This window comes from Promicromonospora vindobonensis (assembly GCF_042685865.1).
Lineage (GTDB): Bacteria > Actinomycetota > Actinomycetes > Actinomycetales > Cellulomonadaceae > Promicromonospora > Promicromonospora vindobonensis.
On sequence record NZ_JBHUOG010000002.1, the window covers coordinates 863,159 to 877,677 of the forward strand.

Consider the following 14,519-nt stretch of genomic DNA (forward strand, 5'->3'; position numbering starts at 1 on the left):
CGTCGCGACATGTCCACCGAACCGACGGCTGAATCGACCGCCGCATCGACCGCCGCATCGACCGCCGAACCGACGACCGAACCGACGACCGAACCGACTGCCGCGCCGCCGGCCGAAGCGAGCACTGCGCCGAGCGCCGGGCCGAGCACGGGGCCGAGCACCGAGCCCGCAGGCGAGCGGGCTCGTCGCACGCTGCTCGTCCGCCCGCCGTCGGCCCGCCTGGCCGACGGCGAGCTGACCCACCTGGACCGCGTCCCCGTCGACGTGGACCTGGCGGCCGAGCAGTGGCAGAGATACGTGGAGGTGTTCCGCGGCTTCGGCTGGGACGTGCGCGCGGTGCCAGCGGCCGAGGGGCACCCCGACGGGGTGTTCGTCGAGGACGCGGTGGTCGTCTTCGACGACCTCGCCGTCCTGACCCGGCCGGGCGCGCCCACCCGGCGCGGCGAGGTCGGTTCGGTGCGGCCGGTCGTCGAGGCGGCCGTGCGCGAGATCGCCGAGATCACGGAGCCGGGCACGCTCGAGGGCGGCGACATCCTCAAGGTCGGTCGCACGGTGTACGTGGGGCGCACGGTGCGGACGAACGCCGACGGCGCGGACCAGCTCCGCGCGCTGCTCGAGCCGCGCGGGTGGCGCGTGGTCGAGGTGCCGGTGACCCGGGCGCTGCACCTGAAGTCCGCGGTCACCGCCCTGCCCGACGGCACGGTCATCGGGTACGAGCCGGTCGTCGACGACGTCAGCCGGTTCGACGGCTTCCTGGCGGTTCCCGAGGCGGAGGGCAGCGCCGTCGTCGTGCTGGACGAGACCACGGTGCTGCTGTCCGCGGCCGCTCCGGGCACCGCCGAGCTGCTGCGCGGGCGCGGTCTCACGGTGCTGACGACGCCCGTGACCGAGTTCGAGAAGCTCGAGGGCTGCGTGACCTGTCTGTCGGTGCGGGTGCGCTGAGGGGCAGCGCGCCGGGTGCGGGAGGATGTGATGCGGGTCACACCAGAAGAAGGTGCTTACCCAAACTAACAACTTGCGGCCGGCGCGATAATGGACCCGATGCCTCCAACAGCCGACAGTTCGAATCGATCTGATCCTTCGTCCGAGCGCAGCACCTTCGCCTCGATCCGTCGTCTCTACCCCTACGTCCGCACGGCCCTGCCCCGCCTGATCGGCGGGCTGGTCGCGTCGCTCGGGGCCAGCCTCATGGCGCTGGCCATCCCACGGGTCCTGCAGTGGGTCACCGACGGCCCGCTCACAGCGGGCGCCCGTGAGCACGACTGGTCCGGCCTGATCTGGTCCGTCGTCCTGGTCGCCCTGCTCGGCGTGGGGGAGGCAGGCCTCATCCTCCTGCGCCGCACGCTCGTGATGTTCCCGGGCACGCGGGTCGAGGCCGCGATGCGCATGGCGCTGTTCCAGCACCTGCAGGACCTGCCGGTCGCGTTCCACGACCGCTGGCCCGGCGGGCAGCTGCTGAGCCGCATCATGGGCGACCTCGGCCTGCTGCGGCGCTGGCTCGTGTTCGGCATCCTGCAGCTCGTCGTCAGCTTCGTCACCATCGTCGTGGGCGTCGGCCTGCTCGTGGCGACGGGCGGCTGGCTCGGCATCATCTTCCTGTGCGGGTCGATCCCCGTCACCATCCTGGCCTTCCGGTTCTCCCGCAAGTACCGCAAGATCTCGCGGCTGTCGCAGGACCAGTCGGGCGACCTCGCCACCACCGTCGAGGAGTCCGTGCACGGCATCCGCGTGCTCAAGGCGTTCGGGCGCGGCCCCGACGCGCTGGACCAGTTCACCGACCAGGCCGAGGGGCTGCGCGACACCGAGATCCGCAAGGCCACCACCGACGCGGGGCTGACCACCGCCCTGCGCGTCATCCCGGAGGCCACCCAGGCGGTGGCGCTCGTCGTCGGCACCTACCTCGTCGCGTCCGGCGACATGACGATCGGCGCCCTCGTCGCGTTCTTCGCCACGACGGCCGTCATCAACGGTCCCGTCGTCGACCTGGGCATGACGCTGTCGATGACGCTCAACGCACGCACCGCCGTCGACCGGTTCTTCGAGGTCATGGACACCACCAACCCGCTCACCGACCCGGCAGCGCCCGCCGACGTCCCGGCCGTCACGCCGGGAACCACCGGGACGGAGGGCGGGCACGTCGCGTTCCGCGACGTCACCTTCCGGTACGACGACGCAGCACGCCCCGTGCTCGACCACGTCGACCTGGAGCTGCCACCCGGCACCACGACCGCCCTGGTCGGCCTGACGGGCTCCGGCAAGTCGACGCTCGCCATGCTCCCGCCCCGCCTCTTCGACGTGACCGACGGCGTGGTCGAGGTCGACGGCGTCGACGTCCGCGACATGACGCGCGCCCAGGTGCGCGAGCGTGTGGCCGTCGCGTTCGAGGACCCCACGCTGTTCTCCGCGTCCGTGCGGGACAACGTGCTGCTCGGCGTCTCCGACACCCTGCCGCCGGCCGAGCGCGAGGCGCTCATGACCCAGGCCCTCGACGTGGCCCAGGCGCAGTTCGTCCTCGACCTGCCCGACGGCGTGAGCACGCGCATCGGCGAGGAGGGCATGTCCCTGTCCGGCGGGCAGCGCCAGCGCCTCGCCCTGGCCAGGGCCATCGCTGCCCGGCCCCGCGTGCTCGTGCTCGACGACCCGCTGTCCGCGCTCGACGTCACCACGGAGGAAGCCGTCACGGCCCGCCTGCGGGACGTGCTCACCGCCACGACCACCCTCGTCATCGCGCACCGGCCCTCCACCGTCGCCCTCGCCGACCGGGTCGCGGTGCTCCAGGGCGGCCGGATCACCGCCGTCGGGACGCACCACGACCTCCTCGCGAGCGACCCGCACTACCGGTACATCATCTCCAGCCTCGAAGGGGACTACGCGGCACACGAGCGGGACCACGAGCGGGACCACGAGCGCGGCCCCGACGAGCCGTGCCAGGACAAGCAGAGCCAGGAGGCGCTGTCATGACCGCGACCACGCAGCCCACCACCGGTCCGGCCGACCGCCGTCGGCCCACCGACGCCGCAGCGGACGACGAGACGAGCCTCGGCAAGGAGGCCTCCCGCAGCGTCCGACGCCGGTCCATGCACCTGCTCGGCGACCTGCTCCGCCCCCACAAGAAGGCCCTGGCCTGGGCCGCCGTGCTCGTCGTCGCCTCCACCCTCGGTCAGGTGGCCGGCCCGTGGCTCGTCGCCGTCGCCATCGACCAGGCAGTACCCGCCCTGCAGGACGGGTCGGTCACGCCGCTGGTCCTCAGCGGCGCCGGCTACCTCGCCGCCGCCGTGCTCGGCGGCGTCGCGGCGGGCGCCTACGTGCGGGCCGCCGCGCGCATCGCCCAGGCCGTGCTCCTCGACCTGCGCCGCCGCGTGTTCCGCCAGACCCAGCGCCTGTCGCTCGAGTTCCACGAGTCGTACACCTCCGGCCGCATCATCTCCCGCCAGACGTCCGACCTTGAGGCGCTGCGCGAGCTGCTCGACGGCGGCCTGACCGGCGTCGTCTCGTCGCTCCTGCTCATGGTGTTCACCTTCGTCAGCCTCCTGCTCATCGACTGGCGCTCCGGCCTCCTGCTCGCCCTCGCGTTCATCCCCGCCTGGCTGCTCACCCGCTGGTTCCAGCGCATGTCGCAGCGGTTCTACCGGGAACAGCGGACGGCGTCGGCGCGGCTCATCGTCAAGTTCGTCGAGACCATGACCGGGATGCGCGCCGTGCAGGCGTTCCGCCGCGAGCCCACCACCGAGGCCGACTACCGCAAGCTCGGCGAGGACTACCGTGACGCCAACCTGCAGATCTTCGGCGTCAACGGACGGTTCCAGCCCGGCCTCATCCTGATCGGCAACCTCACCGTCGTCGCGGCGCTCGCGGTCGGCGGCTGGCGGGTGCTGGAGGGCACGCTGGCCGTCGGAGCCCTCGCTGCCGTGCTGCTCTACTGCAAGCGGTTCTTCCAGCCGGTGCAGCAGCTCGGCATGTTCTACAACTCGTTCCAGTCGGCGACCGCAGCGCTGGAGAAGGTGTCCGGCCTGCTCGCAGAGGAGCCCACCGTCACGGAGCCCGCCGACCCGACCCCGCTGCCGCCGGCGGACGGGCAGGCCAGGGGGGAGCTGCGGCTGGACCACGTGCGGTTCCAGTACGGCGACGGCCCGGTGGTGCTGCCCGATCTGGACCTCACCATCCCCGGCGGGCAGACCGTCGCGGTGGTGGGGACAACGGGGGCAGGCAAGTCGACGGTCGCCAAGCTGGTCACCCGGTTCTACGACGCGTCGGCCGGAGCAGTGCGGCTGGACGGCGTCGACGTGCGCGACCTGGCGTCGGCCGACCTGCGCAAGGCCGTCGTCATGGTCACGCAGGAAGCGTATCTGTTCAGCGGGTCCGTGCGGGAGAACATCGCGCTGGGCCGGCCCGGCGCCACCCAGGAGGAGATCGAGGCGGCGGCCCGTGCGGTGGGCGCGCACGAGTTCGTGCTCGACATGCCCGACGGGTACGACACGGACGTGAACAAGCGCGGCGGGCGGGTGTCGGCGGGGCAGCGGCAGCTGCTGTCGTTCGCCCGGGCGTTCCTCGCCGACCCGGTGGTCCTCGTGCTCGACGAGGCGACGTCGTCGCTCGACATGCCCGGTGAGCGGCTCGTGCAACGCGGCCTGCAGACGCTGCTCGCCGACCGGACCGCGATCATCATCGCGCACCGCCTGTCCACGGTGGCGATCGCCGACCGGGTGCTGGTGATGGAGCACGGGCGGATCGTCGAGGACGGCACGCCCGCCGAGCTGATCGAAGGCGACGGGCAGTACGCCCGCCTGCACGAGGCCTGGCAGGACTCACTGGTCTGACGGGCCGGCCGGTACCCCGGCGGGCGACCTGGCCGGCGTGCCGGCCAGGCCGCCGGTGATCGCGGAGAGCGCGCGGTCGAGCTCGGCGTCGGTCACGCCGCCGAAGCCGAGCACGACCCCGGTCCGGCGCGCGGTGCGGCAGTAGTCCGCCAGGAGCGGGAGGTCGAAGCCGGCGGCGCGGGCGGCCGCCCGCGCCGCCGTGGCCGACGCCGGGTCGGTGAGCCAGGTCGAGTACATCCCGGCCAGCGGCCCGGCCAGCTCGGCGTGCGGCGCCATGGCGGCGGCGACGCGCGGCGCGCGGTCCGCGTACACGCGCCGGGCGGTGCGCACCACCTTGTCGGCCCAGCCGTCCCGCAGCAGGGTCAGCAGGGCGCGCTGGGCGGGCCAGGGCGGGGTGTCGTGCGTGATCGTGCGGCGTCGGACGAGGAGCTCGTGGAACTCCGGCGGTGCGACGAGCCAGCCCAGCCGCAGGCTCGGGCTGACCGACTTCGACGCGGTCCCGAGGTAGGCGACGCGCGACTGGTCGAGGGCCGCGAGGGCGGGCACGGGGGCGACGTCGTACCGGAACTCCGAGTCGTAGTCGTCCTCGACCACCACTGCACCGGCGGAGCGGGCCGCCGCCAGCAGCGCGAGCCGGTCCGCCGCGGGCATGACGCGGCCCAACGGGTGCTGGTGGGCCGGCGTGACGTAGGCGGCGGCGCAGCCGGCCAGGCCGGTGACCGGAGCGAGCGCCGGATGGTCGACGACGGCGCGGCCGGCCGCCCGGACCGTCTCGACGGCGGCGCGGTAGCCGGGGTCCTCGACGAGGACGCCCCCGGGCCCGAGCGCGCCGAGGAGCTGGCGCAGGCCGTCCGTCGAGCCGGCGGTCACGAGGACCTCGTCGGGCTCCACGGTCAGGCCACGGGTGCGGGCGAGCCGCTCGGCGAGGGCGTCGCGCAGCTCGGCGAGACCGCGCGGGTCGGGGTAGCCCCGCGGCGGCCGCGTCGCGGAGACCTCGCGCCAGGCCCGCCGCCAGCCTGCGACATGACGCGGATCGATCCAGGGCGTGCCCGCGTCGAGGCGGATGTGCTGGGGCCCGCGGGCCGCCGGGCGGGGCGGGGGAGCCGGCGCGGGAAGTGCCTCGCCGGACGCGACGAACGTGCCCGAACCGCGCCTGGTCTCCACCCAGGCCTCGGCGAGGAGCTGGTCGTAGGCCTGCTCGACGACGGCGCGCGCCACCCCGAGGTCCGCCGCCAGGGCCCGGCTGGAGGGCAGTCGGTCGCCGGTCGTGAGCGTTCCGTCGGTCACGAGCCTGCGGACGGTGGCCGCGAGCTGCGCGGGGAGCGGCTCGGCGCGCGTGCGGTCGAGGTGGACGGGAAGCATGGTGTTCTCCGGTCGCCGGTGGGCAAGTGGCTTGTTTGATTCGCCACGAACTGGCCCGTGCCTACGGGCCACTCGACCGTCAGGCTATCCGCATGACGACGCAGCACCTCTCACCCACCGCACGCACGACCCCGACTCGTGGCCGCAACCGGCAGGTCGACGACCGGTCCCGGCTCATGGCGCTGCTCTCCGACGCGCTGGTGGCGCACCTTGGCGTCGTCGCGGGAACGCACCCGGTGGTGCTGCCCGTCGCCTTTGCCGTGGACGCCGACGGACCCGATGCCGGCGGCAGCCTCTACCTGCACGGCTCGGTCGCCGCCGGCTGGCTCGGGCCGACCCTCGAGCAGGACGTGTGCGTGACCGTGACGGAGCTGGACGGCCTGGTCCTGGCGCGGACGGGCTTCCACCACTCGATGAACTACCGCTCGGCGGTCGTGATCGGGCGGCCGCGCCAGGTCACGGACCAGGAGGAACGGGTTCGGGCGCTCGACAGACTCGTCGACCACATGATGCCGGGCCGGGCCGGGACGCTCCCTGCGGCGACCCGCAAGGAGCTCGCGGCGACGGCCGTGCTGGCGCTGCCGCTGGCCGAGGCCTCGATGAAGCAGCGTTCCGGCGGCGCGTCGCTCGAGCCGGGAGACCTCGAGCTCACCGGATGGGCAGGGCAGGTTCCGCTGCGGCGGGTAGCGGACGCGCCCGTCACCGAGGACTACGTGTCCGAACCGGTGCCGGAGTCGGTGCTGCGGCGGGTGGCGGAGCTCGGGCCCGCGTGACGCCGGTCTACGGACCGGTGGCGACGACGCCGGTGCGGAAGGCGAACAGGGCAAGCTGTACGCGGTTGGTCGAGGCGGTCTTGGCGATCAGGTTCCCGATGTGGGTCTTGATCGTGGGCATCGACAGCCACAGGTGGTCGCAGATCTCCTGGTTGGTCAGGCCCTTGGCGATCAGGGTCAGGACGTCCCTCTCGCGGTTGCTGAGGGAATCCACGGTTCGCTGGTCGGTGGACAGCGAGACCTGGTGCCACTTCAGCGACGACCGATCTCCGCGATACGCGTCGAACAGCTTCCGCGTGGGCCCGGGGGAGATCACGGCGTCCCCGCGGTGAACGGTCTCGATCGCGCTGACGAGCCCTGCCGGCGGTGTGTTCTTGAGCAGGAATCCGGCGGCACCGACCTCGATCGCACCGAGGACGTGCCGGTCGGTGTCGAAGGTGGTCAGGACGATGACTCGTGCGGGAGTCGCCTCGGCGACGAGCTGCCGGGTGGCGGTGATCCCGTCGATCCCCGGCATCTGGATGTCCATCAGGACGATGTCCACCGGCTCTTCCTCCTGTCGCCGGAACGCCTCGCCACCCTCGCCGGCGTGCCAGAGCACGCGCATGCCCGGCTGGGCGTTCAAGATCATCGACAGCCCGGCAGCGAACAGGGGCTCGTCGTCGGTGATCCCGACGGTGATCATGAGCGCCTCCACGGGAGGACGGCCGCGACTCGCCAGGCGTCCGGGGCGTGGGAAGGTCCAGCGCTGAACGTGCCGCCGAGGGCGTGCACGCGTTCCTCCATCCCGACCAGGCCGTGCCCTCCGAGAGAGCGCGCGTTGTGCGTCGGCTTGCGGGGGAACTCGTTGGAGATGGACAGCTCGACGTGGCGGCGCCGGACCACGACGGTGACGGCGATCGGCGCTCCTGGCGCATGCCTGGTCGCGTTGGTGATGCTCTCCTGGGCGATTCGGTAGGCGGTCTGACCGATCAGGGCAGGGGGCTCGCGCGGATCGCCGTCGATGGTGAAGCGCAGGCCGACACCCGAGAGCCGGTACGCCTCGGTGAGCTGGGGCAGGTCGTCCAACGTGAGCGTGGGGCGGCGGTCCGAGGCGTCGGCGTCGGCGCGCAGCACGTCGAGCAGGCCCCTGATCTCGTCCACCGCATCGCGGCTCAGGCGCCCGATCGTGGCCATGGCCTGGTCGGCGACGTCCGGGTCGCTGCGGATGACGCTGCGAGCGCCCTCGGCCTGGACCGTGATGGTGTTGAGCGAATGGCCGAGGATGTCGTGCAGGTCGCGTGCGATTCCGGCCCGCTCCTCCGCGGCCGCCAGGCGGCGCTCGGCGTGCCGCTGCGTCTCGAGGAACGCGGCGCGCTCGCGGATCAGGTCGATACCGGCTTGCCGGCGGCGACGGAGCGCCCCGCCGAGTGCGGCCACGGTGAGCAGCGCCCAGCTGAGGGCCAGGAGCTGCGGACGCGAAGCCGGATCCACGGGGACGACCTGGTCCGACGGGTAGAGGAGGACCCCCGCCGTCCCGGCGTACAGCAGGCCCACGAAGGACCATCGCCAGAGGCCGGCGAGCTGGGTCTGTGTCGTATGGGCGGCGACCATGCAGATCGCCGCGGCGAAGACGCCCACCTCTGCGACGACGACGATGTGCAGCACGAGCATCGCTGCCAGCGCCGTCATGGCTGCGAGCGGCGCGGATCGCCGCGCGACGAGCGCGGCGCAGCTGCCCACCACCACGATCCAGTAGCCGGCCTGCGTCCCTGCGGCCGCGCTGGGCTGACCGACGAGACCTATGCCGGCGGCGACCAGTGCCAGCGCGATGTCGAGCACGATGGGGCGCTGGACGATGCCGGTGAGGAAACCGTCGATCAGCCGGTCCCAGGCGTGAGTTCCCATGTCCGAACGAGACTATCGACGGCCGCCCGCGCGGTCGTCATACCTGGGTACGAGTTTCGGTTCGTGCTCCGGCACGATCCGGAAGGGTCGAGGTTCCGGGAACGATCGGCGACATGATCGCACCATGGGAGGGCCGTTGATGAGCGCCGTCATCACCACTGCTGACCTCACGAAGTCCTACCGGGGACACGCGGCCGTCGACTCTCTGCACCTGCACGTGCCGGAGGGTGTCGTCTACGGGTTTCTCGGGCCGAACGGCTCGGGCAAGTCCACCACGATGAAGATGCTGCTGGGCCTGACGCGGCCCAGCCGGGGCGAGGTCGTGCTGTTCGGCAGCCGCCTGACGGCGGCGACCCGAGGGTCGCTCGCCTCCCGGATCGGGTCCATGGTCGAGGCACCCCCCGGTTACGGGCACCTGACGGGGAAGGAGAACCTGCGCATCGTCCAGGAGATGCTCGGCCTCCCGCGGTCCAGCGTCGAGGAGGCCCTGGCCACCGTGCGCCTGACCGAACACCAGGACAAGCTGGTGCGCAGGTACTCCCTGGGTATGAAGCAGCGCCTCGGCATCGCCATCGCCCTGGTGCGCGAGCCGGAGCTCCTCGTTCTCGACGAGCCGACGAACGGTCTCGATCCTGCCGGTATCGAGGAGATCCGGATCCTGCTGGTCGAGCTCGCGCGGAAGGGCATCACCGTCATGGTGTCCAGCCACCTGCTCGACGAGGTCGACAAGATGGCCGATGTCCTCGGCATCCTGTCGAGCGGCCGGATGATCTTCCAGGGCACGCGTGCAGAGCTGTTCAAGCACAGCATCCCGGACCTGGTCATCGAGACCCCGGACGCTGAGGCTGCGCTCGAGCTGGAGCCCGCTGCGGTCGCTGTGCCCGAGGGGATCCGGCTGAGCGGGATCGACAAGGACCAGACGGCGGGGCTGGTGCACCGGATGGCGATGGCAGGGCTCCCGATCCACGAGGTGCGCAGGGTCCAGCAGAGCCTCGAGGACGTGTTCATCGACCTCACCGGCCGCGGGGGCCAGCTGTGAGGCGGTCCGTCGCACTGGAGCTTCGGAAGATGCGTCGCCTGCACACGCTGCCCGTCGTCCTCGTCCTTGTCCTGGCAGTGGCTGCGCTGAGCAGCATCTCTCTGTTCTCGGAAGCGGCGAGAAGTACCTTCGACGATCCTGCAGCGAACCCGTGGGCTGCGCTCCTGCTGACCTACACGCTGATGTCCGCGATGGGTTCGTCCATCCTGGTCGCCGTGCTGGCCAGCAGACAGACCGACATCGAGCACTCCAGCAGCGGCTGGATCCTTGCGGCGACCGCCGGATACCTGCCCGGCATGGTGTGTCGCGCGAAGCTCGTCGTACTCGGCCTGGTGATCACGCTCGCGGCGACAGCACAGAGCGCGCTGGTCGTCGCCGCCGGATACCTGGCAGGGATCCGGGTACCGCTCGATCTCGGGCCATGGATCGGGTACACCGCCCTTCTCATCCTTGTCGATATCGCGCTCTGCGCCCTGCACATCTGGCTCGCTACGGTCGTGGAGAACCAGCTGATCAGTGTCGGCGTCGGCATGCTCGGTGCGTTCGTCGCAGTCTTCACCCTGTTCCTGCCCCCGGTGGTCGCCACGTTCATCCCGTGGGGCTATTACGCCGTGATCTCGTTCGCCACGCAGTCTGGAGACCAGGCGTCCTACACGCAGCCGCAGTATGTGTGGGTCGGGGGCTTTCTTGTTCTGGTCGGTGTTGCTTTTGCCGTCGTGACCCGGCGCCTCGATCGCCTGGAAGGACAACCATGATCTGGGCTGAGCTCACCAAGTTGAAGCGGTCCTCCACCTGGCTGATCGCGGTGGTCCTGCCACTCGTCGCCGTCACCACGGGGACACTCAACCTGGCCAACAACCGTGACACCTTCGACGCCGGATGGGCGTCTTTCACCTCCCAGGTCGTCCTGTTCTACGGCCTGTTGTTCTACTCTCTCGGAATCGGGCTCCTCGCCGCGACCGTCTGGCGTGCCGAGCACCGCGGTGGCAACTGGAACAGCCTCGTCACGACCACCACGAGACCGCTGGCTCTCGTGCTCGCGAAGATCCTCGCGATCGCTGCACCGGTGGCACTGATGCAGGTCGTGCTCGTGGTCGGGACGTTCATCTCGGGGACCACGGTGCTGCGCCTTCCGGGCGAGGTTCCGTGGAGCCTCGCACTCGTCGGCCTGATCGCCGTCGTCGCTGCCCTGCCCCTCATCGCGATCCAGTCGCTGTTGTCCATGCTCTTCAAGTCGTTCGCCGCCCCGGTCGCAGTCTGCTTTCTCGGCTGTGTACTCGGTATTGCAAGCGTGACGTCGACGGCCCTCCGGCCGGCGTCGTACGTCGTGCCCCAGGCGCTGAACACGCGGGCCCTCAACCTCGGATCCACGGCAATCGCGGAGTCGGGCGGGCTGACGATCGCGGACACGCTGCCGATACTCGCGAGCGCCGTCATCGGGGCTGCGGGCGTCGTCGTGCTCGCGCTCGCGGCGATCAGGTACGTCAAGCTTCGGTGACGCAACAACGATGACGCCGTCGCCGTCGGGATTGGGCGCTGTCGGGGTCGGCCGGATGCCCACATCCTGCAGACGCGGGTGCTCTCTCGCGCCACGAACCAGGGAACGCCCGCGTCTGCGCCGGGTGGGCAGCGACCACCACGCGGTCGCAGTCGTGCGGGAGACGGCTAGCTAAGACGGCTAGCTCGTGTCTGTGTCCAGGGGCAGGCGATCGCGCTGGTCAACGAGTCCTGGCCCGGACCAGGACCGACCTCGCCGCCGTCAGACGTACAGGTCACTCCCGTGACCTGTACGTCTGACACGTGCCGGGTCTGGTGCTACGCCGCGGGGTAGTACTCGTCGAACGCCTGTGACTCGAGCTGCCAGCCGAAGGACCGGCTGATCTTGCCGTCGGCGATCTCGTAGACATAGAGCCTCGGCACGACCAGCTCGGGCTTGTCGGTCCGTGCATGCTTCTCGTGGACGAGCAGGGCGACGACCGCGTCGCCGGCGACCAGGACCGTCGGGGGCGCCGCGAACGTGATGTTGCCACCGCTCAGCTCCTGAAGGCGCCGCATGACCTGCAGCGACTCCTCGGGGCTGCTGGTCTCGCCGGAGAGCTCCGAGCGACCCGCGGTGTAGGACGGCTTGTTCTCGGCGTAGAAGCTCGCCATGCGGGCCAAGCCTTCGGGGCCGCCGTCCCCGTAGGCGGCGTAGTAATCGGTCAGGAGCTGATGGTTCTCGGATGCCGTTGCCATGTTCACTCTTCCTCGTGCTGGGCAACTCATGCTAGCCGGTTGGCTATTAGGGTTAGCCGCGTACCGATCGTACGAGCCGAGGTGGTGAGCGTCAACGTGGTGGGCAACGGCGTGGTGAGCGTCAACGGGTGGCTCGCGTCGCCGCAGTCAGACGACGGTGCAGCCCCCGTCCACGGGGCGACGGCACCGCTGTGCCAGCTGCTGTGCCATCTGCTGTGCCAGCAGAGAGGCCCCGAAGGGGGGCGGCCCGGACGTTGGTCCGTCCCGCCAGTCCGCCAGTACCGTCAGTCCGCCAGTACCGTCAGTCCGCCTCCCCCTGTCCCGTGCGTCCCGTCAGTCCGTCCTTCTGGTCGTGTGGTTGTCAGAACGGTGGTTCGTCGGGGAAGAGAGGCGCCCGTGCTGTGGCCGGCGAGCCCTGGGTAGCCGCTCTGTCGGTCTCGGCCTCAGTCGCGGCACTGGCACTGACCCCGGGCCCGGTGGCAGGCGCGTTGTGACTGACGGTGGGCGCGTGTTGCCCGAGGCGCGCGCGGGTGTCGTCGGTCAGGCTGGTGATGTCGTTGCTGACGCGTCCGGTCGGGCCGGGTCGGGGCGCCGTGGTTCCGACGGCCGGCGCGGGAGGTCGGGCGGGCTGCGTGGTCTCGGGCCCGTCCGTCGGATCGGTGGTCGTGGGCGGGCGGGTGTAGAGGTGTCCGGTGGGTGCTGTCCACGTCGTGATGCCGGTCGCGGGGTCACGAACGGGGGTCCAGCCGTGGTGAGTCTTGGCCAGGTGATGTGCCCGGCAGAGGGGCTGGAGGTTCTGAGCGCGTGTCTGTCCGGGTGTGCCGGGTGGTTGGGCGGCCGGGTCGAGACCGTGGTCGAACGGGACGATGTGATCCAGGTCGGCCCAGCGGCCATGCCGGTCGCACTGCGGGAAGGCGCATGCCTCGTCCCGGGCTATCACAGCCTGACGGAGGACCTTGCCGGGTTGGTACGTGGTGGTCGAGTAGTCGGTCAGGATCCCGCTGACCGGGTCGGTGACAAGCCGCTGCCAGGTGGCGTCGGTGGCGATCTGCGCGGCGAGGTCGGCCGGGATCGGCCCATAGGCGTCCAGCTGTCCGGGGGTGTCGTCGAGGCCCAGGAGCATGCTGGCGGGGACCGTGACGCGGATCTGAGGCTTGACCGGGATCACCCGCACGCTGGCCCCGTCGCAGGTGCACCCACCACAGGTGCATCCCGACGCGGGCACGGTCGTGCGAGGCAGCGCGGAGCCCTCCGGCGCGGAACCCTCCGGCGGGCCGCAGGGGGCCTGGGGCGGGACGACGAGGCGACCGGTCGTGATCGCAACCAGAGCATCGGCCCGGGCCTGTGCCAGGGTTCGGGTTGACCCGGGGGCACGGCGTAGGGCGTGGGCCGCCTGCTCGATCGCGTCCCAGACCGCGGCGGCGTCTGTCGCCGGCAGGTTCGCGCTGAGCCACGCCATCGCGTTGTCGGCCGGGTCCAGGAACACCGCACGGCGTTTCATCGCCTGCTTGATCACCTCCGTCTTGCCGTGCAGGCGGTTGGCGAACTGGTTCATCTTGTCCCGCAGCCACCGACGGGTGTGGTCGGGCGCCTGCGGGAGGTACCGCGTGATCGCTTCATGGCGCTCCTCGGTGCTCAACGGGTTCCCGCTGCGCAGCAGGATGTCGGCCTTCGCGGTATCGATCACCGCGTCGTGCAGGGCGGTCAGGACCTGGGGATGCTCGGCCAGGCCGGTACCCCGGGCCAGGTGCTTGTTCGCCTCGGTCTGCGGTATGCGTAGCCGGGCGCTGATCTCTGCAGCGGCAGCGTTGTGCTCCTCGGTCCAGGACCTGCGCCGGGCGATCTCGCCCAGGGCTCGAGACTGCATCGCGGTCGCCCACGAGACCACCTCCTGCCAGCGCGCCGCCACGTCCAGCAGCACGTCGTCCCCGAGGTGAGCAACCTCGACCTTCGCCAACGTCTCGACCAGGCCTGCACCGACGGCAAGACCATCTAGCCCCTCCGTCGGAAGTCCCGCCGTCCGCGTGCTCGCGATCGGCATGCCAGCCGTGGCGGTGCCGCCAGTCGTGCTGGTTCCGTCCGTGGTCACAGCCGCGCCAACTGGTTCGTGACCGCGCCACGACACCGTCGCCGTCGGGAGCGCGCCCTCCCCGTCGATGGAGACCGAACCCCAGCTGCAGGTGGGCGGGGGTGGCATCTCCGGCGCACTGCGGGTCGCCGAAGCAGAGGTCAGGGTGGCTGACGAGCCCAGGGCACGGCCCAGCGATCGTTCCAGCACGGTCGTCAGGGCCTGGCCCGCGTCGGTGCTCTCGAGCATGGCTACACCCCTCTCGCCGACAACGATATGGCTCTCGACGATGGAATCCATCGTCTACCCATCGAATATATGTTCGGTCGAGCACCGTC

General features: G+C 71.2%; 12 protein-coding genes. 7 read left to right on the top strand and 5 right to left on the bottom strand.

Annotated elements, in window-relative coordinates; all coding sequences use genetic code 11:
* Positions 1-9 precede the first annotated feature (9 nt).
* From ddaH to ACFS27_RS17010, 3 genes are all read left to right on the top strand, one after another.
* Entirely contained in the window at positions 10-942 is a 933-nt protein-coding gene (gene ddaH, locus ACFS27_RS17000) for a dimethylargininase (protein WP_377185171.1), read from the top strand.
* 99 nt (positions 943-1,041) lie between these two features.
* Positions 1,042-2,961 (top strand): ABC transporter ATP-binding protein, encoded by a 1,920-nt coding sequence (locus tag ACFS27_RS17005; RefSeq protein ID WP_377185173.1) that lies wholly within the window; start codon positions 1,042-1,044, stop codon positions 2,959-2,961.
* A complete protein-coding gene (locus ACFS27_RS17010; protein ID WP_377185175.1) occupies positions 2,958-4,817 on the top strand; it encodes an ABC transporter ATP-binding protein in 1,860 nt (619 codons plus the stop codon). The genes ACFS27_RS17005 and ACFS27_RS17010 overlap by 4 nt, the downstream gene beginning before the upstream one ends.
* On the opposite strand, the gene pdxR is transcribed toward ACFS27_RS17010, so the two are convergent.
* Positions 4,806-6,179, bottom strand: coding sequence for a MocR-like pyridoxine biosynthesis transcription factor PdxR (gene pdxR / locus ACFS27_RS17015; protein WP_377185177.1), 1,374 nt, complete (start codon positions 6,177-6,179; stop codon positions 4,806-4,808). The two genes, ACFS27_RS17010 and pdxR, sit on opposite strands and share 12 nt — an antisense overlap.
* A 92-nt stretch (positions 6,180-6,271) precedes the next feature.
* Here pdxR and ACFS27_RS17020 point away from each other — a divergent pair, with 92 nt between their 5' ends.
* Positions 6,272-6,952: a pyridoxamine 5'-phosphate oxidase family protein gene (locus ACFS27_RS17020; protein WP_377185179.1), complete on the top strand. Its 681-nt coding sequence runs from the start codon at positions 6,272-6,274 to the stop codon at positions 6,950-6,952.
* Between the two features lie 7 nt (positions 6,953-6,959).
* On the opposite strand, the gene ACFS27_RS17025 is transcribed toward ACFS27_RS17020, so the two are convergent.
* Together ACFS27_RS17025 and ACFS27_RS17030 are read right to left on the bottom strand one after the other, a co-directional pair.
* Positions 6,960-7,637: a response regulator gene (locus ACFS27_RS17025; RefSeq protein WP_377185181.1), complete on the bottom strand. Its 678-nt coding sequence runs from the start codon at positions 7,635-7,637 to the stop codon at positions 6,960-6,962.
* Entirely contained in the window at positions 7,634-8,839 is a 1,206-nt protein-coding gene (locus ACFS27_RS17030) for a sensor histidine kinase (protein ID WP_377185183.1), read from the bottom strand. The genes ACFS27_RS17025 and ACFS27_RS17030 overlap by 4 nt, the downstream gene beginning before the upstream one ends.
* A 124-nt stretch (positions 8,840-8,963) precedes the next feature.
* Here ACFS27_RS17030 and ACFS27_RS17035 point away from each other — a divergent pair, with 124 nt between their 5' ends.
* Genes ACFS27_RS17035 through ACFS27_RS17045 form a run of 3 tightly spaced genes read left to right on the top strand, consistent with a single transcriptional unit; the run spans position 8,964 to position 11,376 of the window.
* Positions 8,964-9,878 carry an ABC transporter ATP-binding protein gene (locus ACFS27_RS17035; RefSeq protein WP_377185185.1) on the top strand — a complete coding sequence of 305 codons (915 nt, stop codon included), beginning with the start codon at positions 8,964-8,966 and terminating at the stop codon, positions 9,876-9,878.
* Positions 9,879-9,907: 29 nt separating this feature from the next.
* Entirely contained in the window at positions 9,908-10,633 is a 726-nt protein-coding gene (locus ACFS27_RS17040) for an ABC transporter permease (RefSeq protein WP_377185187.1), read from the top strand.
* Positions 10,630-11,376: an ABC transporter permease gene (locus ACFS27_RS17045; RefSeq protein ID WP_377185189.1), complete on the top strand. Its 747-nt coding sequence runs from the start codon at positions 10,630-10,632 to the stop codon at positions 11,374-11,376. The genes ACFS27_RS17040 and ACFS27_RS17045 overlap by 4 nt, the downstream gene beginning before the upstream one ends.
* Positions 11,377-11,693: 317 nt before the next feature.
* Here the strand turns inward: ACFS27_RS17045 and ACFS27_RS17050 are convergent, their stop codons facing one another.
* Both ACFS27_RS17050 and ACFS27_RS17055 read right to left on the bottom strand, forming a co-directional pair.
* Positions 11,694-12,113, bottom strand: coding sequence for a nuclear transport factor 2 family protein (locus tag ACFS27_RS17050; RefSeq protein WP_377185191.1), 420 nt, complete (start codon positions 12,111-12,113; stop codon positions 11,694-11,696).
* A gap of 361 nt (positions 12,114-12,474) precedes the next feature.
* Entirely contained in the window at positions 12,475-14,430 is a 1,956-nt protein-coding gene (locus tag ACFS27_RS17055; protein WP_377185193.1) for an HNH endonuclease signature motif containing protein, read from the bottom strand.
* Between the last annotated feature and the right edge of the window lie 89 nt (positions 14,431-14,519).

Coding starts and splice junctions, on each gene's coding strand:
- ACFS27_RS17035 (WP_377185185.1), top strand. CDS start 8,964: ATGGGAGGGCCGTTGATGAGCGCCGTCATCACCACTGCTGACCTCACG.
- ACFS27_RS17030 (WP_377185183.1), bottom strand. CDS start 8,839: ATGGGAACTCACGCCTGGGACCGGCTGATCGACGGTTTCCTCACCGGC.
- ACFS27_RS17010 (WP_377185175.1), top strand. CDS start 2,958: ATGACCGCGACCACGCAGCCCACCACCGGTCCGGCCGACCGCCGTCGG.
- ACFS27_RS17050 (WP_377185191.1), bottom strand. CDS start 12,113: ATGGCAACGGCATCCGAGAACCATCAGCTCCTGACCGATTACTACGCC.
- ACFS27_RS17005 (WP_377185173.1), top strand. CDS start 1,042: ATGCCTCCAACAGCCGACAGTTCGAATCGATCTGATCCTTCGTCCGAG.
- ACFS27_RS17020 (WP_377185179.1), top strand. CDS start 6,272: ATGACGACGCAGCACCTCTCACCCACCGCACGCACGACCCCGACTCGT.
- ACFS27_RS17040 (WP_377185187.1), top strand. CDS start 9,908: ATGCGTCGCCTGCACACGCTGCCCGTCGTCCTCGTCCTTGTCCTGGCA.
- ACFS27_RS17055 (WP_377185193.1), bottom strand. CDS start 14,430: ATGCTCGAGAGCACCGACGCGGGCCAGGCCCTGACGACCGTGCTGGAA.
- ACFS27_RS17025 (WP_377185181.1), bottom strand. CDS start 7,637: ATGATCACCGTCGGGATCACCGACGACGAGCCCCTGTTCGCTGCCGGG.
- ACFS27_RS17045 (WP_377185189.1), top strand. CDS start 10,630: ATGATCTGGGCTGAGCTCACCAAGTTGAAGCGGTCCTCCACCTGGCTG.
- pdxR (WP_377185177.1), bottom strand. CDS start 6,179: ATGCTTCCCGTCCACCTCGACCGCACGCGCGCCGAGCCGCTCCCCGCG.
- ddaH (WP_377185171.1), top strand. CDS start 10: ATGTCCACCGAACCGACGGCTGAATCGACCGCCGCATCGACCGCCGCA.